The organism is Xanthomonas sp. AC360 (assembly GCF_979258225.1).
The window spans coordinates 4,442,582-4,467,125 of the sequence record NZ_OZ409846.1 but is presented as its reverse complement, the minus strand read 5'-3'; the positions used below and the strand labels follow the sequence as shown (position 1 = coordinate 4,467,125).

Below are 24,544 nucleotides of genomic sequence, written 5' to 3'. Positions count from 1 at the left end.
TGTGGATAGCGCAGCGCAGTGCTTAACCCGCCGCGGCGTTTCGCGGTGGTGTGCTGCTGGCCATCAGCTGCGGCCAACGCTTGAGCACCGCGGCGCGGATGCCGGCCTGGTCGATGCAGGCTTCGGCCAGCAGGTCTTCGCGGCTGGCGTGGTGCTGGAAGCTGTCCGGCAGGCCAAGGTGCAACATCGGCATGGTGATCGCTTCGGCATTGAGCAGCTCTGCCACGCCCGAGCCGGCGCCACCGGCGACGACGTTGTCTTCGATGGTGACGAAGCCGTCGTGGGTCTTGGCCAGCTCCAGCAGCATCGCCTTGTCGAGCGGTTTGACGAAGCGCATGTTGACCACGGTCAGCCCCAGTTCGCGGCCGACTGCTTCTGCTGCTTCCACGGTCACGCCGAAGCCCAGCAGCGCGATGCGCGTGCCGCTGTGCCGCAACTGCGCCTTGCCGATCGGCAACGTAGCCAGCGATACGTCGAGCGCCACGCCGGGGCCGGTGCCTCGCGGGTAGCGCACCGCCGCCGGGCCTTCGTAACGCACACCGGTACTCAGCATCTGGCGGCACTCGGCTTCGTCGGCCGGTGCCATCACCACCATGTACGGCACGCAGCGCAGGAAGCTCAGATCCAGGTTTCCGGCATGCGTGGCTCCATCGGGGCCGACCACGCCGCCGCGATCGATCGCGAACAGCACATCCAGCTGCTGGACCGCCACGTCGTGCACCAATTGGTCGTAACCGCGCTGCAGGAAGGTGGAGTAGATCGCCACCACGGGCTTGGCGCCCTGAGTCGCCATGCCGGCGGCCAGCGTCACTGCGTGCTGCTCGGCGATCGCGACATCGAAGTAGCGCTGCGGATATTCCTTGCTGAAACGCACCAGGCCCGAGCCTTCGCGCATCGCCGGGGTGATCACCAGCAGCTTCGGCTCGGCGGCGGCCATGTCGCAGACCCAGTCGCTGAAGACATCGGTATAGGTCGGCTTCTTGGCACCGGTCTTGGCCACCAGCCCCTTGCTTGGATCGAACGGGCCGACCGCGTGATAGCCGATCTGGTCGCCTTCGGCCAGCTCGTAGCCCTTGCCCTTGGTGGTGATGACATGCAGCAGCTGCGGGCCCTTGAGCGTCTTCAGGGTCTTCAGTGCGCCGACCAGGCTGGGCAGGTCGTGGCCATCGATCGGGCCGGTGTAATGGAAGCCCATTTCCTCGAACAGCGTGGACGGCACGAACATGCCTTTCCAGTGTTCTTCCCAGCGCCGCACGAAGCGCGCAGTCGGGTTGTTCTTCTTGTCGCCGAGGATCTTCTTGCCGCCTTCGCGGATGGCGTTGAGCGTGCGGCTACCGCTGGCGCGGCCCAGCATCTTGGTCAGCCCGCCCACCGCTTCGGAGATCGACATGCGGTTGTCGTTGAGGATCACCAGCAGGTTCGGTTCCGGGTTCATGCCACCGGCGTGGTTGAGCGCCTCGTAGACCATGCCGGCGGTCATCGCGCCATCGCCGATCACCGCCACGACTTTACGGTCGTCGCCATTGCGCTGCGCCGCGATCGCCATGCCGAGCGCGGCAGAGATCGAGGTGGACGAATGGCCCACACCGAAGGTGTCGTAGATGCTTTCTTCGCGCTTGGGAAACGGCGCCACGCCGTCCTTCTGCTTGACCGTATGGATCTGGTCGCGACGGCCGGTGAGGATCTTGTGCGGGTAGGTCTGATGCCCCACGTCCCACACCAGCTGATCGACCGGGGTCTGATACAGGTAGTGCAGGGCGACGGTGAGTTCGATCACGCCCAGGCCGGCCGCGAAGTGCCCGCCGCTCTTGCCCACCGACTCGATGAGGTAGGAACGCAGTTCTTCCGCGATCGCCGTGAGCTCGGTCTCGTCGAAGCTACGCAGATCGTCGGGGGTCTGGATGCGCGACAGGCGCGGATAGCGGGTTGAATCGATCATCGTCGTGTCAATGTTCTGAAGCCATATTGTCCTCCCCATGCGAAGGCCCGGCAAGCAAACCGGTTCAGCTGTCAGCGGGCGGTGATGGTCCGGCGCGCCGTCGCTACTGGTGTGTGCGGTGCTTGCTGGCGCCTGCGGCAATCTGCCGCACCCGGGAGGCGGGGTGTCGTGGTGTTTACCGCACCTCGCACCAATCACTAAGCAGGCGGCGCATCGCGGCCTTTGTGGGTACCGCTGTTGGTGTGTCGCGCGCTGTTTGGGTGGGCAGTTGCGGGCGCGCGCTGTCGGTCGGAGCTGCGGCTCCAGCCCTGTGCCGTAATCCGCGAAGGCAACGCAGCGTGGAGTGAAAAGCAAGCCGGGTCAGGCGAGTCGTTGCTGGAGGACTACCGTCGTTACCGGCACGCAAGCCGCTTTCCCGATCACGCAGCCATCAGCTGCAGTGGCTGGCATTGCGGGCGTCGTTCAGCGCGTCGTCGCGGGTGCTCGCACCCAGCAGCCCTAAAGCGACAGCTTCGAACGCTTGGGCAATTGCGCGCGCAGGAAGGCCATCTGATCGGACAGGATGTTGCGGTTGGACAGGATCAGATGCTCGATCCAACTCGGCCGATACGGCACTGCCAGCAGCGGCATGTGCGCCTGCTGTGGCGTGCGGTTGGCCTTGCGCGAGTTGCACTGGAAGCAGGCGGTGACCACGTTCTCCCAGCTGTCGCGCCCGCCCTTGGAAACCGGCATGACGTGATCGCGAGTCAGATGCGGGCGGCTGAAGTGCTGGCCGCAGTACATGCACAGCTGCGAATCGCGTGCGAACAACGCGGTGTTGCTCAAGGTCGGGGTGGGGTCCAGCGCGCGCGAACGGGCGTGGCCGCGCGCAGCGATGATCGGGTGCAGCTCCAGCGTACTGCGCTCGCCGGTCAGCCGCGAAATACCGCCGTGGATCTGCATGCAGGGCTCGCCCAGCGTCCAGGACACCGCACCGCGGGCATACAGGCAGGCCGCGTCTTGCCAGTTGATCCAGTCCAGCACGCGGCCGTGCGCATCGAGGGAAAGCAGGCGCAAGGTGGGAAGTTGCTGGATCGCAGCGACAGCGCTGCCCGCGACCGGGGCAAGGATGCCTCCGGGGACGATCACATCACGAACGTGCGTGTCTGTCTCCATCGGGAAAACAGCTTATACCCGATCGTTGACAGTTTGTGTATCGCAGCGAACGGCCTTGGCGCGTGTCTTGCAACGAATGACTCACGGTGTGCCGGCGTGTCTGCAACGCTCTCTCGCGGCGGAGCCGACCTGAAATCAATCGGTACTACCTCGTCGCGGCCAGGTCTGCTCCTACGACAGCAGCGGAATCCCGCGCTGTTTACCCGTAGGAGCGCGCCTGAGCGCGAGGCCTTGTCGATCGGTACCGCCTCATCGCGGCCAGGTCCGCTCCTACGACAGCAGCGGAATCCCGCGCTGTTTACCCGTAGGAGCGCACCCGGGTGCGACGTCTTGTCGATCGGTACCGCCTCATCGCGGCCAGGTCCGTTCCTACGACAGCAGCGGAATCCCGCGATGTTTACTCGTAGGAGCGCGCCCGGGCGCGACGTCTTGTCGATCGGTACCGCCTCATCGCGGCCAGGTCCGCTCCTACGACAGCGGCAGAATCCCGCGATGTTTACTCGTAGGAGCGCACCCGGGCGCGAGGCCTTGTCGATCGGTACCGCCTCGTCGCGGCCAGGTCCGCTCCTACGACAGCGGCAGAATCCTGCGCTGTTTACCCGTAGGAGCGCACCCGGGCGCGACGTCTTGTCGGTCGGTATCGCCTCGTCGCGGCCAGGTCCGCTCCTGCGACAGCGGCAGAATCCCGTGATGTTTACTCGTAGGAGCGCACCTGGGCGCGACGTCTTGTCGATCGGTACCGCCTCATCGCGGCCAGGGCCGCTCCTACCACGGCTGCAGCCCTCGATGTGGCGTGGCTCAGGCTTCGCCGAACAACTCTGCTTCCAGCGTCATCAGCGGGGCGGCACCGCTGCGAATGGTGGCGGCATGGGTCAATGTGCGCGGCAGGATGCGGGCGAAGTAGAACCGCGCAGTTTCGCGCTTGGCACGCTTGAAAGCGTCGCTGTTTGCGGACGCATCGGCCGCCGCAACGCTGCGGGCCCACCAATACGCCAGCACCACGTAGCCGGAATAGAACAGATAGTCGTAGCTGGCGGCGCCCAGTTCGTCCGGATCACGTGCGGCGCGGTCCAGCACATCGCGGGTCAGCATGGCCCACTCGCTGCACTTGTCGCGCAAGGGCTTGATGAACTCGGCCAGTGCGGCATTGCCCTCCTGCGCATTGGCGAAGGTTTCCACATCGGCCAGGAACAACTTGAGCCCGGCGGCCTGGCTGGCGGCGGTCTTGCGGCCGATCAGATCCAGCGCCTGGATGCCGGTGGTGCCTTCGTAGATGGTGGTGATGCGCGCGTCGCGGGCCAGCTGCTCCATGCCGTATTCGCGGATATAGCCGTGGCCGCCGAAGCACTGCAGCGCGTGGTACGTATTTTCGATCGACCATTCGGTCTGGCAGGCCTTGGAGATCGGGGTGAGGAAGCTCACCAGGGTCTCGGCATCGGCGCGTTCCTGTTCGCTGCCGCCGCGGTGCGATACATCGACCAGGCTGGCCGCATGCAGCGCCAGCAGGCGGCTGCCTTCGGTCAGCGACTTGATGGTCAGCAGCATGCGCCGCACGTCCGGGTGCACGATGATCGGGTCGGCCGGCTTGTCGGGGAATTTGGCGCCACTGAGCGCGCGTGACTGCAGGCGCTCGCGGGTGTAGCGCAGGGCGTTCTGATAGGCGCGCTCGGACAGGCCGATGCCTTGCAGGCCCACGCTCAGGCGCGCGGTGTTCATCATCGTAAACATGGCCTGCAGGCCCTTGTGCGGCTGGCCGACGAGATAGCCCTGCGCGCCTTCGAAGTTCATCACGCAGGTCACCGACCCCTTGATGCCCATCTTGTGTTCGATCGAGCCGCAATGCAGTGCATTACGCTCGCCCACGGTGCCGTCGCGGTCCACCTTGAACTTGGGGGTGACGAACAGCGAGATGCCCTTGGCGCCGGGCGGGGCGTCGGGCAGTTTGGCCAGCACCAGATGCACGATGTTGTCGGTGAGGTCGTGCTCGCCGGCGGTGATGAAGATCTTGGTGCCGGTGATGGCGTAGCTGCCGTCAGCATTGGGCTCGGCGCGGGTCTTGAGCAGGCCAAGGTCGGTGCCGCAGTGCGGCTCGGTCAGGCACATGGTGCCGGTCCAGCGGCCGTCGATCAGCGGCTTGAGGAACACCTCCTGCTGCCACGCTTCGCCATGCTGGCGCAGCGCCTCGGTGGCGCCGTGCGAGAGCAGCGGGAAGTTGCCCCAGGCCAGATTGGCAGCGTTGATCATCTCGCTCAGCGGCACGCCCAGGGTGTGCGGCATGCCCTGGCCACCGAACTCCGGCTCGGCAGTCAGGCCGTTCCAGCCGCCTGCCACGAACTGGTCGTAGGCCGCGCGGAAGCCGGGCGGGGTGGTGACCGCATGGGTGCTCTTGTCGAACGCGCAGCCGATTTCATCGCCGACGCTGTTGAGCGGCGCCAGCACCTGGGTGGTAAAGCGGCCGGCTTCTTCGAGCACCGCGTCGATGATGTCGGCGCTGGCGTCGGCATAGCCAAGCCGGGCGAACAAGGCTTCGGCACCAAGCACGTCGTGCAGGGCGAAGCGGAAATCGGTCAGTGGGGCGTTGTAGCTGCTCATGCGGGATCCTTCGAAGCGGATGCGGGAGGCGTGCGCGTCAGCGCAGCACGCCGTTGAGGCCGGGGGCCGGGCTGAGCGTGTTGCGCGATTCGACCGCGAACTCGCGTTGTTTCTTGTCCTGCGGGGTGGCCCACACCGTGCCCTTGAGCGAGTAAGGCAGCGAGCGGCCGCCGGCGAGCACATCGGCCACGGTGATGCGGCCCAGGGAGGTGGGCTGCAGGGTGACGGTCACCACGTCGGCGGTCTCCGGACCGATCGAGATCCCCACGGCCTGGTCGAGCTTGCCGGCGACCTGATCGCCGGCGGAAATTTCCAGCGCCACACGCTCGAACTGCATCGGGATGCTGCTGTAGTTCTGCAGGCGCAGATCCACCGACCAGGAGCCGTCGGCACGCACGGTCAGCTGCTGGATGCTGGCCGCCGGCTCGGACACGCGGCGGACCGCGCCACCGCAGGCGCTTAGCAGCAGGCCGCAGGCCAGCGACACGATCAGAAGGCGATAGGCACGCATGTAAGTGGGTCCTTGGCGGGTGTAAGGCGGCGCCAAGAATACTACGCAGTACGGACGCTGCCTTGCGGCCGGCGTGGACGCTGCGCTGCCGGTCAGCCGGCGCGCCAGCTCATAGCAAGCCAGCTCACAGCAATGGCGCGGCAACGATCAGTGGCGACAGGTCGTAGCCCATCTGCGTGGCCTGCACCTTGAGCTGCTCGAACTGCGTGCGCGGCATCTGTGGCGAGCGCGACAGGATCCACAGGTATTTGCGATCCGGCTCGCCGACCACCGCCCATTGATAGTCCGGGTCGAGCGCGATCACCCAATAGTCTGCCCATACCAGCGGCAACCAGCTCAACCATTCGGGCGCAAAGCGCACCTGCAATTGTCCGGCGTGGCCGTCGACCGGCTTGGCTACGCCGTCGGCCTGGGTCAGGTTGCCATCGGCGGTGCGGCAGCCATTGCGCACGCCGATCAGGCCGTCGTCGCGCAAGGTGTAGCTGGCGGTGATGTCGCTGCGGCACTTCTTCTGGAACGACACCGGCAGGTGCGCGATTTCATGCCATTGCCCGGCATAGCGCGAGATATCCAGCTGCGCCACCGCACGCACCGGTTGCTGCGCAACCGCAGTCAGTGGCAGCAGGGCGAGCAACGACAACAGCAGGCGGGGCAGGCGCATGACGATCTCCGGTTGACGCGCGCAGGCTAGGCCATCGCCCCCGCCGCGCGGCGTGAACCGGCGCAAGAAACGTAGCCCCCACGCAGCGCTGCAACAAAGTTCGTTACAACGCTTGCCCAAACTGCGGCTGCTCGCTATGATGCGCGTCCTCGCAACGCTGGCAGCAGTGTTGGGTTAGTGGCCGAGTAGCTCAGTTGGTAGAGCAGGGGATTGAAAATCCCCGTGTCGGCGGTTCGATTCCGTCCTCGGCCACCATTTCTAAGCGTTACAGCGCAAGGCTTTAGCCCTTCTTCGCTGCTTCTGAATCACCAGCACCGTTTTTTATTTGAGCCACTTTTGCACCAGTTGCAAGCTTGGGTAGCCGCGCTGCGTCCACTGCAAGATGCTCCGGCGATAGATGGGCGTATCGCAGCACTGACTGGTAAGAGCGCCAGCCGCCGAGCTCCATCAATGAGCGCAGCGACGTGCCGGCCATGATGTGCCAGCTCGCCCAGGTGTGGCGAAGATCGTGCCAACGAAGAGGTGCAATCCGTGCGCGCCGTTGAGCTGCCTTGAGGCCGCTGTTGTTACCGCGCTCGTAAGGCTCGCCACCTTCATTCGGGAAAACCCATAGAGGGTGCTTGCCTCTTTGATCACGCAGCACGGCCATCGCTTGCTGGTTGAGCGGCGAGCCAATCGCACGCTTCGCCTTTGCATGGGCTCCTGCAATCCAGGCAACTTGCCGCTTCAGATCGATCCTGCTCCACTCCAGGCGCAGCACGTTCTGTTCGCGCCATCCGGTGGCGAGCGAGAACAGGTAAAGCGGACGAAGGTGCGCGGCTAGTTCATCGTGCAGGCGCTCGGCTTCGCGCTGTGTCAGCCACCGATAGTCTTCCTTGGGCTTGCCGTTTTCCTCCAGACGAATCGCTGGCACGCGGTCGATCCAGCCCCAGCTGTGCGCGGTACGCAGGATGGATCGGACCAGCGCCAGCATCTTTTCTGCCGTTGAGCGCGATGTCGGCCGCTCATCCTTGCGATTCGCGTGTTTGACGCGCGGCTCAGCCATGCGTGCCGCTAGCAGCACAGCAAGTAGATCGGAATCGATTTCTTCAAGCGTCTTGTCACGCAGGTAAGGATCCAGCCAAATCAAGTTGTGCATGTCCTTGGCCAGACTGCGCTTGCTCTGCTTATCGGTGAGCCATCGCGGTACTGCCTCTGTCCAGCGGCGCTTTGGCTTATCGCCTAGGCGACTCGTGCGGTACGTTTCTGCGTGGAATTTTGAAGCCCACTCGATCGCGAGCGCCCGGACGGCAGTCCCAGTGCTTCGATATACGCGCTTTCCGCTTGGGTCGGAGTAGCGGATGTAGAGGATGTTTTTGCTGCCGCGCGGAACGAGGGAGTAGGGGCTTCTTGCCATGGTTCACCAGAGAGATATGCATCGAGTGCTGCTTTGTGAAACCGCCACCGGCCGCCAAGCTTCCGGCCAGGTGGATGCTTGCGGGTTTTCATCATTCCGCGCAGCGTGACTGGGTGGAGCTGCAGGTAGTCAGCCGCTTGCGGGAGCGTCATAACTTCGGTCGCGTCGACTTCAACCATCTGCCTTCTCCGCGTAAGCAGGAATGCCGCTGGGGGTGGAGCCCTTGCGCACCTCGATACGGATTAGCGCCGGTTGTGCGGATGCGAACGCCGCCGCGGGCAATGTCAGCACCAAGCCGTCAGCAAATAGCTCTGCCGTGCTACCGGGACTTGTGTTCCAGCCGAAGTAGCTGGTCTCCCGTTCCCGCCAGTAGAGAGGAACGAGGGCGATCGGCACGTTGAGCTTGCGCATCACGACTGCACCTCGCTCGCCGGCTTGATCTGGAGTAATAGTCCTGGCAACGTCACCGCAGGCGGTCTCCCCGAAAACCACTGGATTTTCAGCGGGGCGCTTACTTGCCGATCCTCCCGCTGCGAGAACCGATGTGGCACAGTCCAAATTGGAATTCATGAAAGAAAGGACGAAAGAATGTTTTGCCCTCTCTCGCTTGATCATGGAAATACAGCCGACTGGGCTGCGGTCATTGTGGCGATATTGGTCGGCATATCGGTTTGGCGATTGAGCGTTGCCGCTAATCGCACTTCGGAAGCCGCCCATCGCAGTGATGTGTTTCTGCGCTCCGAAGAAGGGCGCCTGCTTAGCTACTACCTTTTCCATGAAGTGGCCGCTGCCGCCCGCAGTTACAGAACGATGGCAGATCAACTGGGCAGCCCCGACATTGCAGAAGACTTGTCTTCTGAACTCAGAGCTAGGTACTTGACCATTTTTCGACGCGAAAGAACGCCCACGATTGAGGCGCACTTTTCCCGATTGTTTGTTCTTGAACCGGTGACCTCTAAACATCTGAGCATGGGGATTGGACTTGGAACTCAGTTTCGACACCTCGCGGAATTTGTGCCTGACAGCCCTGACACTGCTGAATTCGAAAAAAAAGCGATTGAAGGGATGCGTAATGTTTGCAACCTTGCTGCGAGGGCGTTTGAGATAGCGGAGCAGGGTTTGAAAAAAGTTATGAGCGTTGACAAAAAGTCCTCTGACCCCTGATCCAGCATGCTTCACGTGGGAGAAAAATGGCTGCATTAAACGTACTTTGGTCTCAAGAAACTGAGGGTTGAAGGTGCGGCAGACCAGGTGGTTGCGCAGGCTCAAGATGCCCGTGTAGGCGGCGGGTGTCTCTAAAGTCTGGCCGGCGCCATCCGAACAGCCGTAGGCGGCCAAGTTGGGCAGTTACCGCCCGCGAGATGACGAAGCCGATTGCGGTGCTGACGTTCGCCTCGATAAACCACTGGGGCTTTGACTGGCTCACGCGGCCACCTGCAGAGGAAGCGGCTTCGTGTCGAGGTTTGCCCGTGCCAGCGCGACCAACGGTGGCGGGCTGACGCTGTTGCCGCACATGCGCACTGCGGCGCCGGTGCTGATCGCCCGGCCGTCAGCGGTGTGCGTGATCCGGTAGCCGGTGGGGAAGCCCTGCGCGCGGAACAGCTCGTGCGGTTTGAGCATGCGCAGGCCGATATCGACGATGACGTAGGGCGTCCCCTGGATCACGACCGTGACCAACGCCATGCGATCGCGCGTGGTCGCGGTATCTAGCGGCTCGCGTAGATCCACGCCGATGCCGGTGCCGTAGTACTTCACCAGGAAGGCGGCCACCTGCAGCGCGCCTGCTTCCTGCTCGGGGCTGAGCGTGCACTCGATCATCCCGTGGTGCACGGCGCCAGCGCACACCGTGCCCAGCGGCTTGGCTGCGTCCTGACCATGTGCGTTCTTGCGCATGGTGATCAGGTGGGCGGTTGCAAGCTGTTGCTGGCTGCCGGTCGCTGTGATGGTGCTCATCGGCTCGCGCGCATCGCGGCCGCCGCCTTCGTAGAGGCCGCCATTGGCTTGTTCGAGAAAGGCCGCCATCAGGCCTTGGCCGCCACCGCTGGCAACGATCGTGCCGATCGGACCCTGGATGTCATTGATGCCGTGGCTGAAGCGCTTGCCCGGCTTCCTTCCCTCACCATGGCCCATCTGCACCAGGCACTGTGCTGCGATTGCGTGCTTCACGCCGCCGGCAACGATGGTGCCGAGAGGCTTCTGCAGATCCAGTGCGCGCGGCGCCTAGCCTTCGCGCTCACCGTAGCCGGTCTGAACCAGCGTCGGCGCGATCAGGCCCAGCGCATGCGCGGCACCTGCGGAACGCTTGGCGCCGCCGCCGGCGGTGATCGTGGGTACCGGCTCGGTGATCGGACGTCCGTCGCTGTCGCCGCGAAACTTCGCCAGCACGGGTGCAACTGCAGAGAAGTGCCCTCCCTTTACTCCGGCGCAGATCGTGCGCAGTGGCTCATCAGCACGCATGCTGCCGATGGTGTGGCTGCTGTTCGCATGCTCAGCAATGAAGGGCGCTAGCTCCGGCGCCACCAGCATCAGTTCGCCGCGGTTGGCCGCCGTGATCGTAGGCGGCGGCGCCTGCACGTCATTGACCCGGTCCGAGCCCTGATGCGTGGCCGGCACGATGAAAGGATCGGCCGACTGCAGCACGTGGCGCATGACGCCCTTGGCGATGCGGCGCAGCGTGGCATCGGCCAGCGGGCGCTTCCGGGTGAAGATTGAAGGGCAGGGAATGGAGAAGTCCAGGCAATCTGCTGCACGCACGCGCGGCTGCATGCCGGGCGCAATGCCGTGCGTCGGCGCGGGCCATACGATCGGCTCGCCATCGCGCCGCGCCAGCAGGAACAGTCGCTCGCGGCTCGTGCCGGCGCCGTAGTCGCTGGCGGTCAGCTTGCGCCATTCAACGCGATAGCCCTTCGACTCCAGCGCGGCCACGAACTGCCGCCAGGTGCGCCCGCTATGGCGCTTGTCCGGCATCAACTGCTGATTCGCCACCGGTACACGCTCGCCACGTGCTGCCACGGTGCCGTCCATCTTTAGTACGCGGCCGGTCGCCTTGCAGCGCTTGGCCACCAGCGGACCCCAGGTCAGGATCTGCCACACGTTTTCGAGCGACAGGATGCGCGGCGCGGTGTTCGTGCCGTCTCGCAAGTCGGCGCTTAGCAGCTGGCCGATCCACTTCAGCGCGACCCATGAGAGCGCCCGCGTCTTGTGGCTGCGCGGCTGGCCACCCTTGGCCTGGCTGAAGTGCGTGCAGTCCGGCGAGCAGTGAAACCAGCCGATTGGCCGGCCGGCGACGTCCTTGCGCGGATCTGCATGCCAGATGTCCTCACGGTGGTGGATCGTCAGCGGGTGGTTTGCCGCATGCATCCCGATTGCCCACTCGTCGTGGTTGTAGGCCAGCGCGGGATCGGCGCCCAGAGCCTGCTTCAGCGCCTCACTTGCACCGCCGCCGCCGGCGAACAGATCGACCACGATCTCGCCAGGGCGCAGGCACGAGACCTGCGGGGCGGGGAAGTTGAAAGCAAATGAGCCGTCAGCCATGTGTGCGTGCGTCCCGTGCAGTTGTGTTGAATGCGCTCACTTCGTGATCAACCTGGTGGTGTAGGGGACGATTGCCTCGGCGCGGCGCAGCTTCTCGCGCTCGGCTTAAAACCCAGTCCAACGCTGCGAGCCTGTCGTTCGTGTTGAGATTTGTCATGGCAGAATCGCCTCCAAGAGCAGGGGTGCGGAATGAGCGATGTGTCGTTGTGGACGTGGGCCGTTGATCGCTGCGCGGCCTTGGATAAGGGATGCCAAGTAGATTGGGAAGCGTGGGCGGCTGCGGCCGGTTGGTTCGGTGGCCTTGGCGGCTGGGCCGCTGCATTTGCGACCGTTCTGGCTGTCGTGCTTCCCTACCGCCGCGATGTCAAGCGAGCGAGATATCGCGCCTATGTTGAGATGAAGACTTTCAGGCGAAATCTCGTTCGCTTGTCGCATCGGCTTGACTCCATATCCAGCATCAGGGGGGCCCTCGCTAGCGGCAAATTTCAACCACAAGTCAGTCAAATCAACGCTCTCCTTGGATTGGAGTTGGATGTTCCGCTGTTCGACCTGGATCCTGAGCTCGACGATGTTCTCACCACCATTTCCGTGCTCAGGGACCGCGTCAGCGCTTGGGAGCAATTTGTTGCGATGCTCAAAGCATTGGAAGGCGATCCTCTCGCGCCAAAGATCGGACTGGGGGAGAGGCTCACACGTTTGGCTCCAATGGCCGACAACCTCACGAGCGATATTCATGAGGCTATCGAAGCGGCTGAGGCTGCGATCGACAAGGCTAAATTCGGTTCTCGCCGGCTCTAGCTGAGCGGACCCCAGACAACCAACCTGGATCCACCTCATGCTGCGATCTCCAGGCAATAAAGCGGGGCCGAGTCGATCTCGCCAAAGCGATCGCGCAGTTGCCGGCGTGCTTTGCGCTGTTTGCGCGCGATGCGGGTGCGCAGTTCTGGATAAGTGAATTGCTGCGGAGCGGGGAAGTTGAAGGAGTGCGAGCCGTCTGCCACCGCGAGCCTCCCGCTGCGCTTCGTCACGCAGTTCCTGCAAGGCCGGCACGTGCGTCAGCCGCACCAGCTCGTCGAAATGCGCCTCGGCGCGTGCAAGCTTCAGCGCCCAATCCAGTGCGGCAAGCTTGTCGTTCGGGTGAAGATTGATCATGGCAGAATCGCTTCCTGACTCAAGGAGATCAACGGATGGGAATGCTGGAGGGCGCCAGCGAGTGCTGGGTGTTGAGCAAGAACTGCGTTGTTAACTGGGACGCGTGGTCCGCAGTTGGGACCCTCCTCGCTGTATGCGTCGCGATCGGCGTCTCGATCGTGGAGGCGAGGCGAAGAAAGCAAGATCAGGATGCGCGAGCCATGTGGCTGAGACTTGAGCTCATCCAGCCAATGCGTACTTGGCAATCGGACCTGTTTCGCTTTTCGAGAAGCCTCGAAAAAAAAGGTACTTCGCGGTGGTGGAGGCGCTCCGAGAGAGCACTGATTCGAGGCAACCTCTTCAAGTGCCTATGGCATTGAACATAAGCAGCACCCGATTGCATGAGCTTGGAATTGCTGCTAAGCCTTTGGCCGATGCGGTCTACCTTGCTCAAGATCTGGAAAAGCACAGCTGGCTTTACGTAGAAACATTCTTGGAGCTGCAAGATCCATCGATAACCGAAGGACGAGGAGCAAATCTGAGTTCCGCGGAGGAGCTGATGGAAAAAGTCAGCGTGCTGCATGCTTTTGTCGTGCTGGCATTGGAAGAGTTGCGGCGACCGTTTACCGATCGAAGGACCGAGAATCTTTCTCTTCTTAGAAATTCGGTCGCCCGCTTGGGCGGCGATTGGCGCGGGCATGCCAAAAAGAAAAAATAGGCTCACGGGATAACTTCGATTGCGGCCAGGTCGATCTCGTCCACGCGATCACGCAGTTCCCTGTGAGCGCAGCGCAACTGCTTCGCGACGGAGGCCAGCTCGTCTTTAGCGGTGATGTCCGGGCCCATGCCGGCGAGGTGGTGCTGCACGGCGAAAATCGACCGGAACGGCCGACCTGAATCGATCGCCTTGAGGTGAGTGGCGGTGCTGTCCTTTCCCCCGCTGAAGCTGACCAGGTGCTGAAGGCTCATGCGGCGACGCCAGACGCCAAGGCGATTTTGGACGGCACCGCGACATCAATTTCTGTCTCAGCAGTCGACGTGGCCGCTGCTAGAATCGGGGTGCGGCAAGCAGCCGTGTTGATGCTAAGGGAAAGATCATGTTGTGCAATCTCTGCGAGCAGATAAGGTTGCAACCGGATCGCGACCATTCCTACGAGCGCATGGATGACCAAGGAACACCGCGTGCGCCAATTGGACGAGAAATAACCTCGTTCGCTTGCTCGGATTGCGGAGGCAAATGGATACGAGCCCTCTACAAGCCGACTGGTCAAGTGAGTTGGACTCTTCAGGGCGAGGCATAGCGCTTCTCGGTACCCGATTTCATCGGCCACGCCATAGCAAGGTAGGCCGGTGATGCAGGTGTGCACCGAGGCGTCAGCCAGCGTGGGCAGGATGCTGAGGCAGTCGCCGACGTGGATCATGCGCGCATACTCGGCATGCCCAATAACGGCGATACAGGAGCACTTGCATGCCTAACGATGGCCTCGAAAGTACCCGTACGATCAATGGCTTTGTCGTGGAAGCGACCGCTATCCAACTGCCCGAGCCGCCGGGGAAATTCGAGGCTGTGCTGGTTGCGCGTGATGCAGGAGGGAATCAAACCGACATTCAGCCCTACGTGAACGTGCTCGACCCTTTTCAAAGCCGCGAGGACGCGATCGAGGCGGCGCTCCAGTTTTTGCAGGACGCGGACATCTCCCCCGAAGGAAAGTTCGTCACCCCCTGGTAAGACATGCAAGAGGGCCATTCCGTGATCAACCTGGTGGTGTAGTGGACGATTGCCTCGGAGTGGTGCAGCTGCTCGCGCTCGACTTAAAGCCCAGTCGAGCTCCGCGAGCTTGTCGTTCGGGTGAAGATGGCTCATGGCAGAATCGCCTCGTGTCCAGTAGGGGAAGTTAGATGACGTCGATATGTCTGCTGGCCGCTGATTGGGGAAGCGTTGCTGACTGGGCAGCGGTCGTATCTGGGCTGGCAGCAGCTGGTGGGGCGATCTGGGTGGCTGTGTCCGCCAATCGCACTACGAAGCGCGCAACTGAGATTGCGGATGAGGCGAAGGCCATTGCCCAGCAGCAGCACAAGGAAGCTGTCTACCTGCGAGAGGCGCAGGCACGGATACTTGGGCGGCAACTGCTCTACGAGGTGCTTGCCGTTCCGGCTCGACTGTCCGCCTTGTCGAGCCGCTGGGGGCGTGCAGTAACTCTCGAAGATCCACCAAGGATCTCGAATGGAGCAGAGTTTCTGCGCATCCTGAAAGAGAGCAAAGTGCCGCTGCTTCCTGGAGCGCAGCGTGTGGAAGATCGAATCCACAATCTTCCCGATAGCCTTGGAGCTGACTTGGCGACCCTCATTGGAGGTACCCATACGCTCTATGAGCTGGCAAGGAAGGTCCAGGAGCGTGTCGAACCGGGAACCCCAGCAGTTGCAAGTTGGCGTTATACGGGTGATGCAGATGACCTCAAACGAATGCACTACCACTTGAATTGGCTGCATGAACTTAGCAGCACATTTGCTACGGATTTCGAGCGCTTCGTTATTGCCGAAGATCCTGTGCTCTCTACACGTACTTAGGCCCACATGACCTACTTGCCGATTCACGCGAAGACTCCCATGGCAGCGAGGTCGATCTCGACCTCGCGGTCGCGCAGCTTCCTTAGTGCGTTGCGCACGCGCAACGCGACGTAATAGGGCGATCACGCGCTTGATTTGCGTCTTCCGACAAATATCCGGCTCAAGCGAAGCATTAGAATTTGCCATCGAGGGAAGCCGAGGTTGCTTATGAGTGGAGATCGCGACGGGACGTCCAGTGATTTTCAGAAAAGATGGGAGAAACGGCGTCTGCGGCGGATAGACAATCTCAAGGCCGAGGCTTTTGAAAACGCCATGAAGCGATTTGTTGAATTGACAAAGTGCATGGCTCTCGGAGTGTCGCTTGTGTTCGCCGGCGCAGCTGTTAAAGAATCTGCGCCTCTTGACGTGCTGAGGGCAATTAGTGCGTTCGGCTGTATGTTGGCTGGAGCCGCTTCGATGGGCTGCGGAATTCTTATTTACCTCAAGCCTGTGTTGCATGGTGTGCCAGCTGAAAAGCGTAAGCGGGTCAAGCCGATCGGTATCTTTATTTTGATGATGCTGGTCGTTATCAGCACCATGGCTACGAGCATGGAAATTCTTAACGAGCGTCGAGACTTGAAGCGCGCGGAGGATGGCGCGCAGCTGAAACAAAAATGAGGTCGTAAGTCCTCTGCAGACCTGATGGATTTGCGTTGTCATGCTTTGGCTAGGCATTTTTATTGATCCGCGCATCGTTGACCTCACGCCGCGAGAGGCTCCTGCGCACCGGCGTAGCACCGAGCTTCTGCACTTTGCCGCCGCGCTTGGCAAAGGCCTTGAGGTGCGCGGCCAGGTCGGTGCGTTCGCGGTCCTTGTGTCGGACGGTGGATTGGGCGCACGTGGCGCGATAGCGACGCTTCTTCGTATGGCCAACAGATTCGAAACCTGCAGAACCAGCTGATCTTTGACGCGTTGCGTAAGCCGCAGCGTGTCGTGGATAGCTTCACGCTTCCAGGAGAGCAGGGCACCACGCGCGGGTACCCTGGCGGACGCAAGTATGCCGTCGCGCATTCGGGCGGTGTGTGGGTATCGAGCTTGACCAGCGGCGGCGGCCAAGCTGGTTATGTGGTGCGCTTGCCAGGCGCCAAGGTCACCAACGAGCAAGTGACCATCTCCCCATTTCAAATCGTCGGCCAAAGCGGCTCCTCGTTCGAACAGCGCCGCCCTTCGAATGTGCTTGTGTGCGACGTCACCGGCTACTGACACAGAGAGCAAGATGACCATCATCAGCGAGAACCCTATCTTCGGCACGCAGACCAAGATCGTGTCGCCCCGCATCGAAATCCGATGGGACCCGGCCACAAACGATGGGCCTGTCGAGTTCCATCTTGAGCAGATCACAACAAAGCCGCACCCGGACGGCTGGATGCAGACATTGGAGCGCTTCTTCCTGCGCGTGCTCACCGTGCAGATCAGCGACCTGATCGGCCGCAGCTATGACATCACCGCGCCAGCGACCAGTGAGATCGACCCCGCAACGGGGCAGGCGGTACAGGTGTCAGGGGAGGCTGTCACCGAACCCGGCGTGCACCTGCTGCTCGGCATCAAGGCAGCCACGCGTGTGGCCTACGATGCAAACGTAGTGGCGCCCGATCCGGAAGCGGACCCTATCGCGCGGCACATCATCATCATCTGGAACCCAATCAACGACACAGGCAACGTCACGTTCCAGGTCGAAGACCGCGGCACGGCCCTGGGTGTGCTGGCGGCGACAATCGTTGACCTGATCTCACCCACGTACACCATCCGCTATCCCGGATCGAACACGACGCAGGAGCTGCAGGGATGGAAGCTCCAGGCGATGGTCAAGGCGGCGACGGACAGGTCTATCGCCTCCAGCTTGGTAGAACCGAACGGGCGGTAGCCTGACACATCAACTGGCGGCGGGGGCGGGGGGGGGGGGGGCTCGTCCAGAGTGGGCAATGTGCCGAGTCGCACGATAAGGAGGGGCGGTAAACGTCGGCTGGGTTCGCTTGACGCTGGCATATCTGCCGTTGAAGATGAACCAAAGTGCTGACCAAGGGGGGGGCGAAGGTGCTGTTAGATCGACATCACGGTTCTTTTGCTTGGATGCTGGCATTTATATCGCGCAAGATATAATGTACAAGCTTGTCATCCACGCAGACGCGGTCGCAGACCTTGAAGAGATTCGTGCTCATGATGCTGCCAGCGCGGCCGATATCCTTGTACTGATCAATGAATTTGGGGGTGATCAGTGGGTACTGGACAGGCTGAACGATGATCGCTTTGAGCACCGAGATCAGGATGACTGGATCCTGAACTTCAGTGTGCGCCGATGGGTTGAACAATGGAACAAAGATCGGAATCTATGGCGACTGAAGTGCTTGACGCTCGAAGATGAGGGTTACAGGTACCGGATCATCTATGCCTTCCTCCCGCTGAAGCGGACCTACTTTGTACTTGGCGTTTTCCCGAGGCAGAACTTTAACTATGACTCCGCAGACAGTCGAACTCAGCGAGTGCTCGACGCTTACAGGTCGTTATGTGAATAAGGCTAGCGCAACAGTCACTGTGAGTGGGTCGTATGCTGCTGCGCGCGGCGTAGGGCTGTTTACTGACTCCTTATTCATGCCTTCTCGTGCGAGTGTTAGTGGTAACTCTGTGAGATTTATGGAAGCCTATATGGTTCCTGAGCTACTGCCTCCTAACACTCGCAGCGTGGAGTCCCTTGTTGATCAGTGGGTCACCGAAGGCTTTGGCGAAGAGCTTATAGCTGCAAGGAAGCGCCTAGCAGGCCGCGTTCGTGGTAACGGTCGAGGCCTGCGTGGCCTTCGATTGACCGCTGGTCTGTCTCAGGCTGATCTCGCCAGGGCGATTGGGAGTAGCCAACCTCATGTCGCTAGGCTCGAGGCAGGTTCTGCGGATCCAGGTAGGGAAACCATGCGCAAGCTTGCTCGCGTTTTTGATGTGGATATGAATCGCATAGATGAAGCCTTCGGCGTGGGAGACGGACGGTGATCGGCCGTTACTTATCAGGTTTTTTCTGCGATGACATCCGCCATGAAATAGACGGCAAGATCACGTTGGTTGGCTGTTATGGCCCTGAAATGCAGGTCCCCGGGTTTCCTGTCGTGCTTAACAAGTTGTGCGCGCACGTCACGATTTCCACGCCTGGTTCGAACCCCTTTCCTGAGCTGCGGGTTGCAGTCCTGAAGGACGACGACGTACTGGCGGAGGGAGTAGTGTCGAGTGAAATGGCGAACTCAATGCGCGAGCTGGCCGAAAAATCAGCTGAGGATGCGAGCGGGTCTATAAGAGTAGCCGTAGATTTTTCGATGGCGCCTCTCACGATCGACAAGGCATGTAGCCTTCGTGTCAGAGCCTACTGCCAGGATGAAACAATTAAGGGCTTGGCGCTTCGAGTTTCAGCACCAGACAAGCTGCCAACGATCACTGTAAAGGCTGGTGGCGGAGACATTGGATTGTTCTGAGTGGTTGGCGGGCTCCGACCGCTGCGCGAATTCTGGCATCGGAAATCTCTGACGCATCAATATGTTAATGGCTGATGGTGCCTGGTTGCCGCCGCGCGCAATCTCGCATGTACCGGACGCAGGGCCAACGAGGCCGCTAAACCTGCGTAGCGCCTGAGCAGCGCCAGCCGGTGCCCTAGATGTACCCATCAAGGTCTTCCCGTGTAAGCACGCCAAGGCGATGAACCCATGGAGCGGCGAGCTCGACAATCACGGTCGCCTCGGAAGGGAACAGATAGAGCAGTTCCGCTTCAAACTGATTGAGCACCTCCATCGGCTCAGGCGCGCAGGCCATCCGCTGCTGCAGCTGTTCGAAAAGGCTGGGCGCGGAGTGTCGTCCATAGCGGCAGATTCTACGACCGCCGGTCTTAAACCTTGAGGCGGCCTTGCCGATACTGCGGGCATGGACAGAGCCGCCCTCGAATCCATCTCGATCACCTCGACGCAGCGGTGCCAGCGCTGCTGAAAAGCAGCCCCGACCGTTGCCATTTCTGGCAAGCCTTCGCTGGCATAGCTGACGCGATCGAAGCGGGTGCCGTCACCGAAAGCGATGCCCAATTTGTCACCCGGCGACTCGATGAGATCCTGGCCTGGCATGGCCTCCAAGATTCGCCCGCGTTCGCTCTTGCTCTGTGCTACTTGTCGGCCCTGACTTTCCGTGAGCGCTTGGTGTCTTGATAGCGCACGCCGATCACTGTCACCAGATAACCTGGTCGTCTCCAGTCCCCTAGGCTGAACGTCCAGCCGGCCTTCCCTAGATTGGGATGGGTGTGGACATACGGCAGCCTATCGCGCTCGACCAGGCAGCTATAGCGGTCGTGGTAGGTGCGCACGTCCACCGAATGCCGGCCGTCATCCGTGTGGATGGTGCCGCATATCTCTGCCTGTAGTTCGGCGGTTAGTTGGTTCAGCTTTGGTGCCAGCCTCAGTACCAACGCGTCCATTGACTCGCCCGCTCGCGATGTCTCTGTAAAGAGGTGCATCATGCGCTCCGCAGCGATCGCGGGCCGCTCAGATGCAACGCACAGCAGGGCAAAAAGTTTGAGCCAGTTTTGCACCAGTGGCGGCTTGCCACGTCGCTGCAAAGGCTTTCGTTTCATCAGCACTCATCCCGTGTAAGCTTGAGAAATGCTGGTAATTCAACAACTTAGATTTAAGGTGTCGGATTGAAAATCCCCGTGTCGGCGGTTCGATTCCGTCCTCGGCCACCATTTCTTCAGTCTCGTAGCGCAAGTGGGTTGTCCTTCGCGCTGCTGGTGACTCAAACGCCTTTCCTTCGATGTGATCCTGTGTGCACCGCGTGCCGTCTTGCTGTGTCGGTCGCCAACTGCTCCGGCGCTTTGCGAGCGAATATCGACATGGGTTGTTGACGTCTTTTTGTGCCTAGTACAGCGGTGTTGCGTTGTTCTCTTGCCGGCTGGCGGCGAATTTTTTCCACGTCATCTTCAACTCTGTGTGGCGATACTTCACGCATGACGCACAAGACACTTCGACGCACCTTGATCCATGGGTATTGCGGTGAATTCCGCGTGGAGACGATGGAAAGTCAGGCGCCCGGTGAGACGCTGTGGCGGTCGACTGCATTCGTCTATCACCGCGACCGTGCGGCACCGATCGCCACCATCGAAGCGGCGGGCGAGGGCGATTATCGCGGCGATGCGCGCGAGCAGGCGTTGCGGGTGGGGTCCTGTCTGGCGGATTTTCTCGATCCGAAGGAGTACCGCGCTTGCGACATGGAGGTCACCAATGCGCCGTCAACCGGCACGGGTTGATCCTGCCCAGTACCTGTAGCGCCCCGTCGCGTGACTGCCAGCTAGAGCATCGCCACGCAACGCAACGAATATGCGTTCTCAGCCCTTTGCGCAGAACCAGGTAGCGATCGTGGTCAAATTCGCCGGGCGCCGCCTTACAGGTTCGTGCGGCCTCCAGTGAGGCGGTGCTGCCCGGGTAATACCACTGCCGCAGCACATGAAACTGGGCCAGGTGCGCGGCATGTTGCTTTAGTGCAACCGTCTCGGGAGCTGCGCACGCCGCCTGTTCGAGATACTGAAGTGCCGCGCGCTGACGTTCTCCGTAATGGCGACGGCATGCATTCGGCTTCAAGTTATGTGGCCGCCGATTGATGGGTGCGTGCGCTTATGCCTGTCTCCCGTGCAACACGCCCGTTTGCTTGTACGCGATCCCAGTGTCGCCAGGATGTCGTCAAGAACGCAGACAGCAAAGCATTGGCAGTGGTTGGGCATCGTAGCCGCCGGTGGAGCATCCGCGGTTGCGTTGCTGCAGCCACTTCACTGGCTGCCTCCCGCGATCGATTCAACGCTGCATCATCGCTATCAGCAGTTATGTGCTTACCGGCGTGTATGAAAGAGGCAGGAAATCACTTGGTGACTCCGGCGGCCACCAGGCCGCGCCGCAATAGACCATGGCCGCCATCGCTCAAGTCCGCCGCATCGATTACAAGCGGCACATCTGGCACCACGCCGATGGACTGGGTTGCGAAGGGATGTGTTCGGCTTGGGTGAAAACCGTCTGCCGCCACGCCATCGACGAGCGTCGCTTCGTCCATCTCGCCAGCGCGCAGGGTTTCCGTCGGATCGAAGATGTAGAAATTTTCGCTGACAAGTGCGCGATATCCGGAATCGCCCAACGCAACACCCTCGCTTTGCGAATCCCGGCCGCCGCCGGCACCGATGGTGCGCTCGCCCATGATCGTGGCGCCGCTGGCCCACAGGTAGGTGGCCAGCAATTCGCCGGCCGATCGGGTGCCTGCATCCACCAGCACAAGGAGCGGCTTGTGCGACGCGACGCTGCCGCAGCTGGCATCGTCCTGCAGCGCTTCAAGACGCACGATTCCCGGCGTTCCCGACGCGCTCATCTCGTAGGTCTTCACTGGCTTGCGTCCGGTGAGTGCCCAGGCGAATCCGCGGACTTCGCGTGCGAATCCGCCCATGTTGCCGCGCAAGTCGATGAGCATGACATCCGAGCGTGCTGCAATGGCATCGTAGCGACCGATCAACTCCCGGGTCACTGCACAAAACCCCGCCAACATGGGCGCGTCCGGGTCGTTTGCCTCCGCAGTTACGGCCTCCCTGGCTTCCGCCGCCGCAGTGAACGTAGCGTTGTACTGCGGCGCAAACGCACCCAGACGAATGCTTCCCACCCGGGTGCTTCCGACCTGCACAACCTCGGGCAGATCAGGCGCGTCGACTGCGGATGCCAGCGTGCGCGCAAGCTCCTGGGTCATGGGCTGATAGGGCAGCGCGACCTGGCGCGGCGCCTGCGCGGACCTCTGCACGCGCAGGGTAACTGTCTTGCCAGCACCGGCCACCTGATGCGCCGCCGGCGTGCCGAGTGCGAGCGACAGCGCAGCTTCCGCTTGTCGCGCGCGCGCGTTGCCGCCGAACGTCAGGTCTGCTGCGTTTTTCAGCCATGTCGACGTGGGTGTTCCATCGATTTGCAGCACCTTGTCGCCTTGCGCAAGGCCGGTGATGCGCGCATCCAGGATGCGCCATACGATCATGTGACCATCGCTTGAGGTTCTGAACAGAACGCCCAAGGTCTCTGTCTTGCCGGCCTTCGTCCCGGTGAGCGCGACGTGCTGATCCGCGAGGCCGACAAGCCGTCGAGAAACATCGCTGGCTGTCGTTTCCGGCGCAAGTCTGGCGCTTGCCGCCCATGCGTCAGCGCTGCCCTGCACATCTTCGGGATGCGTGGCGCAGTAGCGCTCGACGTACTTCAACGACGGGTAGTGGGCACGCAGATACGCATCGAGTTCTTCGGCCGACGCTGCGGTGCAAAGCAAGCATGTCGAGAGTGCGAGACAGGCGATGAGTCGTTTCATGGAGTTCCTGAAGTGCGGTGCGCGGCTGTTGCCGGGTGAGGTGAAACCCGCTTTGCGCGCCTGCCGCCCGGCTTCGCTCGCGTCGATGATAAGGCGCTGATGCGTGGTGGAGGGGTGCTATCCGGCACTGTGACGTCTGGCGCGCGATGTCGGAGGCATCCACGCAGCAAAGCCTTGCAAGAATGCGGCTGAGCGCTGGCGTGCGGGAGTTGTGGCCGTCGGTGGCGTGGTAGGTGCGCGTGACTGTCCGGTCCTGCGCGGTATCGAGGTTGGCATCGACATCGAGCAGCGTGTGCTCGCACCGCATGCCATCGCGCGGCTGCCAGGATTGCCGGCTATGCTTGCGCGCTCGATGCAGACCAGAGCAGGGAGCGGCCATGACAACGCGATGCTGGTGGTGGACGGCGGCAATGGCAATGGCAATAGCGCTGCCAGCTGGTGCCGCCACGCTGCCCGCAGGTGCTGCCAAATTGGTGCTTGCCGGGCAGTCGGTCATTGCTGTGGCCAGTGCGGATCTGACTGGCGATGGGCAACAGGACTACGTGGTTGCCTTACGCGCCGCGACCGAAGATGCAACGCGCTCTGGCGATCGCGCCGCGCCGTCGCGCACGTTGCTGGTGCTGGTGGCGACCGCTAGCGGCTTTGTGGAGGCCGGGCGCAACACGCGTGTGATTTTCAAGGCCGACGAGGGCGGGCAGTGCGATCCCTTCCTGGATGCGGAAGATGGGTTGGTGGCGACCGGCAGATTTTTCACCGTGCAGAACGGCGTGTCGTGCGGGCAGCATTGGACCGACTACATCACCTTCCGCTACGACCGCACACGCCGTGCATTTCTGTTTCACAAGCGCGTGATCGAAGCCTGGGAATTGAATACTGACGACGCGCCCGACGCCGATGCGCTGCGCCTGAGCGAGCACAAGGAGATCAAAGCCGATCCTCGCAAGCCGGTGCGGTTGTCCGACTACACGCCTGCGCCGTGACGGTGCGCTGCCCTCACGCGTCTGCCGGCCACCAGTTGTCCATATTGCGGCGATAGACGAACAGACGCGGCGCCTTGGCTACCTGCGCCGACGCCTGGCGTTCCCCGGCGATCAGCGAGAACCCGATATCTGCCAGCATGCGCGAGAGCGCGTTGGCATTGCCGCGGCCAGGGTCGCTGATCACGATCTCGCAGGACGGCTTGGCCAGCCCCGGAATCAATTTGGCCAGCATGGTGGCGTGGCGGGTTTCGTAGAGCACGTCGCTGGCAATGATCATGTCGAACTGGCCCATGTTCGCTGCGCCCGCGTCCCAATCTAGCCGGCGATAGGGCACCGATTCCAACGCGTTGAGCGCTGCGTTGTACGCCAGAAACACTTCTGCCAGCGGGTGGTGATCGCTGGCCACCACGTCTGCGCCGCGTTTGCGCAACACCAGACTCGCCAGGCCCAGGCCGCAGCCGAGTTCCAGAATGCGCTTGCCTTCTACCGGGCGCGTGGCCATCGCTTCGGCCAGCAACTGTCCTGCCGGCCACACCTGGCCGAACAGGCTCCACTGCGCCGAAGAAATGCCGGCGTCGGCGGCAGCGTCGTCGGGGTCGGCAAATTGTTGCTTGTCCGCCAATGCGCGGATGACGTAAGTCTGCTGCCCGAAGGTCAACTCGTGAATCTGGGTCTGATAGCCCGGCATGGTGGCGTCGCATGATCG

25 protein-coding genes, 1 tRNA gene and 2 pseudogenes are annotated in these 24,544 nt (G+C 61.9%); 12 read left to right on the top strand and 16 right to left on the bottom strand.

Going from position 1 to position 24,544, the window contains the following annotated elements; translation table 11 throughout:
- Positions 1-22: 22 nt before the first annotated feature.
- From dxs to ACZZ0O_RS19090, 5 genes are all read right to left on the bottom strand, one after another.
- Entirely contained in the window at positions 23-1,939 is a 1,917-nt protein-coding gene (gene dxs / locus ACZZ0O_RS19110) for a 1-deoxy-D-xylulose-5-phosphate synthase (RefSeq protein ID WP_463591569.1), read from the bottom strand.
- Between the two features lie 498 nt (positions 1,940-2,437).
- Positions 2,438-3,094 (bottom strand): HNH endonuclease, encoded by a 657-nt coding sequence (locus ACZZ0O_RS19105; RefSeq protein WP_115513283.1) that lies wholly within the window; start codon positions 3,092-3,094, stop codon positions 2,438-2,440.
- 798 nt (positions 3,095-3,892) lie between these two features.
- Entirely contained in the window at positions 3,893-5,686 is a 1,794-nt protein-coding gene (locus ACZZ0O_RS19100) for an acyl-CoA dehydrogenase C-terminal domain-containing protein (RefSeq protein WP_463591568.1), read from the bottom strand.
- Between the two features lie 37 nt (positions 5,687-5,723).
- Positions 5,724-6,197 (bottom strand): LEA/WHy family protein, encoded by a 474-nt coding sequence (locus ACZZ0O_RS19095; RefSeq protein WP_323523478.1) that lies wholly within the window; start codon positions 6,195-6,197, stop codon positions 5,724-5,726.
- A 124-nt stretch (positions 6,198-6,321) separates the two neighbouring features.
- Positions 6,322-6,858, bottom strand: coding sequence for a lipocalin family protein (locus ACZZ0O_RS19090; protein WP_463591567.1), 537 nt, complete (start codon positions 6,856-6,858; stop codon positions 6,322-6,324).
- 179 nt (positions 6,859-7,037) lie between these two features.
- Here ACZZ0O_RS19090 and ACZZ0O_RS19085 point away from each other — a divergent pair.
- Positions 7,038-7,113: transfer RNA gene (locus tag ACZZ0O_RS19085), tRNA-Phe, on the top strand.
- A gap of 25 nt (positions 7,114-7,138) precedes the next feature.
- Here ACZZ0O_RS19085 and ACZZ0O_RS19080 read toward each other — a convergent pair.
- The 4 genes and pseudogenes from ACZZ0O_RS19080 to ACZZ0O_RS19065 form a co-directional block, all read right to left on the bottom strand.
- Complete coding sequence (locus ACZZ0O_RS19080; RefSeq protein WP_463591566.1) at positions 7,139-8,254, bottom strand: tyrosine-type recombinase/integrase; 1,116 nt, start codon at positions 8,252-8,254, stop codon at positions 7,139-7,141.
- Positions 8,255-8,274: 20 nt separating this feature from the next.
- Positions 8,275-8,406, bottom strand: a pseudogene (locus ACZZ0O_RS19075) (helix-turn-helix domain-containing protein); the annotation flags it as partial.
- Between the two features lie 19 nt (positions 8,407-8,425).
- Positions 8,426-9,592 (bottom strand): hypothetical protein, encoded by a 1,167-nt coding sequence (locus ACZZ0O_RS19070; protein WP_463591565.1) that lies wholly within the window; start codon positions 9,590-9,592, stop codon positions 8,426-8,428.
- A gap of 84 nt (positions 9,593-9,676) precedes the next feature.
- Positions 9,677-11,788 (bottom strand): annotated as a pseudogene (locus ACZZ0O_RS19065) (DNA cytosine methyltransferase).
- Positions 11,789-11,977: 189 nt separating this feature from the next.
- On the opposite strand from ACZZ0O_RS19065, the gene ACZZ0O_RS19060 reads away from it, so the two are divergent.
- Positions 11,978-12,586 (top strand): hypothetical protein, encoded by a 609-nt coding sequence (locus ACZZ0O_RS19060; protein WP_463591564.1) that lies wholly within the window; start codon positions 11,978-11,980, stop codon positions 12,584-12,586.
- A gap of 35 nt (positions 12,587-12,621) precedes the next feature.
- Here the strand turns inward: ACZZ0O_RS19060 and ACZZ0O_RS19055 are convergent, their stop codons facing one another.
- The gene (locus ACZZ0O_RS19055) at positions 12,622-12,816 is read right to left on the bottom strand and encodes a hypothetical protein (RefSeq protein ID WP_463591563.1); all 195 of its coding nucleotides are present in this window, start codon (positions 12,814-12,816) and stop codon (positions 12,622-12,624) included.
- Positions 12,817-13,289: 473 nt separating this feature from the next.
- Between ACZZ0O_RS19055 and ACZZ0O_RS19050 the strand changes: the two genes are divergently transcribed.
- Positions 13,290-13,637: a hypothetical protein gene (locus tag ACZZ0O_RS19050; protein ID WP_463591562.1), complete on the top strand. Its 348-nt coding sequence runs from the start codon at positions 13,290-13,292 to the stop codon at positions 13,635-13,637.
- A 2-nt stretch (positions 13,638-13,639) separates the two neighbouring features.
- Here ACZZ0O_RS19050 and ACZZ0O_RS19045 read toward each other — a convergent pair whose 3' ends face one another.
- On the bottom strand, positions 13,640-13,888 hold the full coding sequence (locus tag ACZZ0O_RS19045; protein WP_463591561.1) for a hypothetical protein: 249 nt from the start codon (positions 13,886-13,888) through the stop codon (positions 13,640-13,642).
- A complete protein-coding gene (locus tag ACZZ0O_RS19040) occupies positions 13,885-14,340 on the bottom strand; it encodes a hypothetical protein (protein WP_463591560.1) in 456 nt (151 codons plus the stop codon). Before ACZZ0O_RS19040 ends, ACZZ0O_RS19045 begins: the two co-directional genes overlap by 4 nt.
- A gap of 47 nt (positions 14,341-14,387) precedes the next feature.
- On the opposite strand from ACZZ0O_RS19040, the gene ACZZ0O_RS19035 reads away from it, so the two are divergent.
- The 5 genes from ACZZ0O_RS19035 (at position 14,388) to ACZZ0O_RS19015 (ending at position 17,390) form a co-directional block, all read left to right on the top strand.
- Complete coding sequence (locus tag ACZZ0O_RS19035) at positions 14,388-14,648, top strand: hypothetical protein (protein WP_463591559.1); 261 nt, start codon at positions 14,388-14,390, stop codon at positions 14,646-14,648.
- A gap of 170 nt (positions 14,649-14,818) precedes the next feature.
- Positions 14,819-15,487 carry a hypothetical protein gene (locus ACZZ0O_RS19030; RefSeq protein ID WP_463591558.1) on the top strand — a complete coding sequence of 223 codons (669 nt, stop codon included), beginning with the start codon at positions 14,819-14,821 and terminating at the stop codon, positions 15,485-15,487.
- A gap of 207 nt (positions 15,488-15,694) precedes the next feature.
- Positions 15,695-16,144, top strand: coding sequence for a hypothetical protein (locus ACZZ0O_RS19025; protein WP_463591557.1), 450 nt, complete (start codon positions 15,695-15,697; stop codon positions 16,142-16,144).
- 315 nt (positions 16,145-16,459) lie between these two features.
- Entirely contained in the window at positions 16,460-16,729 is a 270-nt protein-coding gene (locus ACZZ0O_RS19020; protein ID WP_463591556.1) for a hypothetical protein, read from the top strand.
- A gap of 13 nt (positions 16,730-16,742) precedes the next feature.
- Positions 16,743-17,390, top strand: coding sequence for a hypothetical protein (locus ACZZ0O_RS19015; RefSeq protein ID WP_463591555.1), 648 nt, complete (start codon positions 16,743-16,745; stop codon positions 17,388-17,390).
- A gap of 187 nt (positions 17,391-17,577) precedes the next feature.
- Here ACZZ0O_RS19015 and ACZZ0O_RS19010 read toward each other — a convergent pair whose 3' ends face one another.
- A complete protein-coding gene (locus ACZZ0O_RS19010) occupies positions 17,578-17,835 on the bottom strand; it encodes a hypothetical protein (protein WP_463591554.1) in 258 nt (85 codons plus the stop codon).
- Positions 17,836-17,977: 142 nt separating this feature from the next.
- Between ACZZ0O_RS19010 and ACZZ0O_RS19005 the strand changes: the two genes are divergently transcribed.
- Both ACZZ0O_RS19005 and ACZZ0O_RS19000 read left to right on the top strand, forming a co-directional pair.
- Positions 17,978-18,505: a helix-turn-helix transcriptional regulator gene (locus ACZZ0O_RS19005; RefSeq protein ID WP_463591553.1), complete on the top strand. Its 528-nt coding sequence runs from the start codon at positions 17,978-17,980 to the stop codon at positions 18,503-18,505.
- Positions 18,502-18,978: a DUF6941 family protein gene (locus ACZZ0O_RS19000; RefSeq protein ID WP_463591552.1), complete on the top strand. Its 477-nt coding sequence runs from the start codon at positions 18,502-18,504 to the stop codon at positions 18,976-18,978. The genes ACZZ0O_RS19005 and ACZZ0O_RS19000 overlap by 4 nt, the downstream gene beginning before the upstream one ends.
- A 674-nt stretch (positions 18,979-19,652) precedes the next feature.
- Here ACZZ0O_RS19000 and ACZZ0O_RS18995 read toward each other — a convergent pair.
- Positions 19,653-20,117: a hypothetical protein gene (locus ACZZ0O_RS18995; RefSeq protein WP_463591551.1), complete on the bottom strand. Its 465-nt coding sequence runs from the start codon at positions 20,115-20,117 to the stop codon at positions 19,653-19,655.
- Between the two features lie 372 nt (positions 20,118-20,489).
- Between ACZZ0O_RS18995 and ACZZ0O_RS18990 the strand changes: the two genes are divergently transcribed.
- Positions 20,490-20,789, top strand: coding sequence for a hypothetical protein (locus ACZZ0O_RS18990; RefSeq protein ID WP_311240427.1), 300 nt, complete (start codon positions 20,490-20,492; stop codon positions 20,787-20,789).
- Positions 20,790-21,394: 605 nt separating this feature from the next.
- Here ACZZ0O_RS18990 and ACZZ0O_RS18985 read toward each other — a convergent pair.
- Entirely contained in the window at positions 21,395-22,858 is a 1,464-nt protein-coding gene (locus tag ACZZ0O_RS18985; protein ID WP_463591550.1) for a S41 family peptidase, read from the bottom strand.
- Positions 22,859-23,274: 416 nt separating this feature from the next.
- Here ACZZ0O_RS18985 and ACZZ0O_RS18980 point away from each other — a divergent pair, with 416 nt between their 5' ends.
- On the top strand, positions 23,275-23,838 hold the full coding sequence (locus ACZZ0O_RS18980; protein ID WP_463592491.1) for a hypothetical protein: 564 nt from the start codon (positions 23,275-23,277) through the stop codon (positions 23,836-23,838).
- 13 nt (positions 23,839-23,851) lie between these two features.
- On the opposite strand, the gene ACZZ0O_RS18975 is transcribed toward ACZZ0O_RS18980, so the two are convergent.
- Positions 23,852-24,526: a class I SAM-dependent methyltransferase gene (locus tag ACZZ0O_RS18975; protein ID WP_055851577.1), complete on the bottom strand. Its 675-nt coding sequence runs from the start codon at positions 24,524-24,526 to the stop codon at positions 23,852-23,854.
- Positions 24,527-24,544 lie beyond the last annotated feature (18 nt).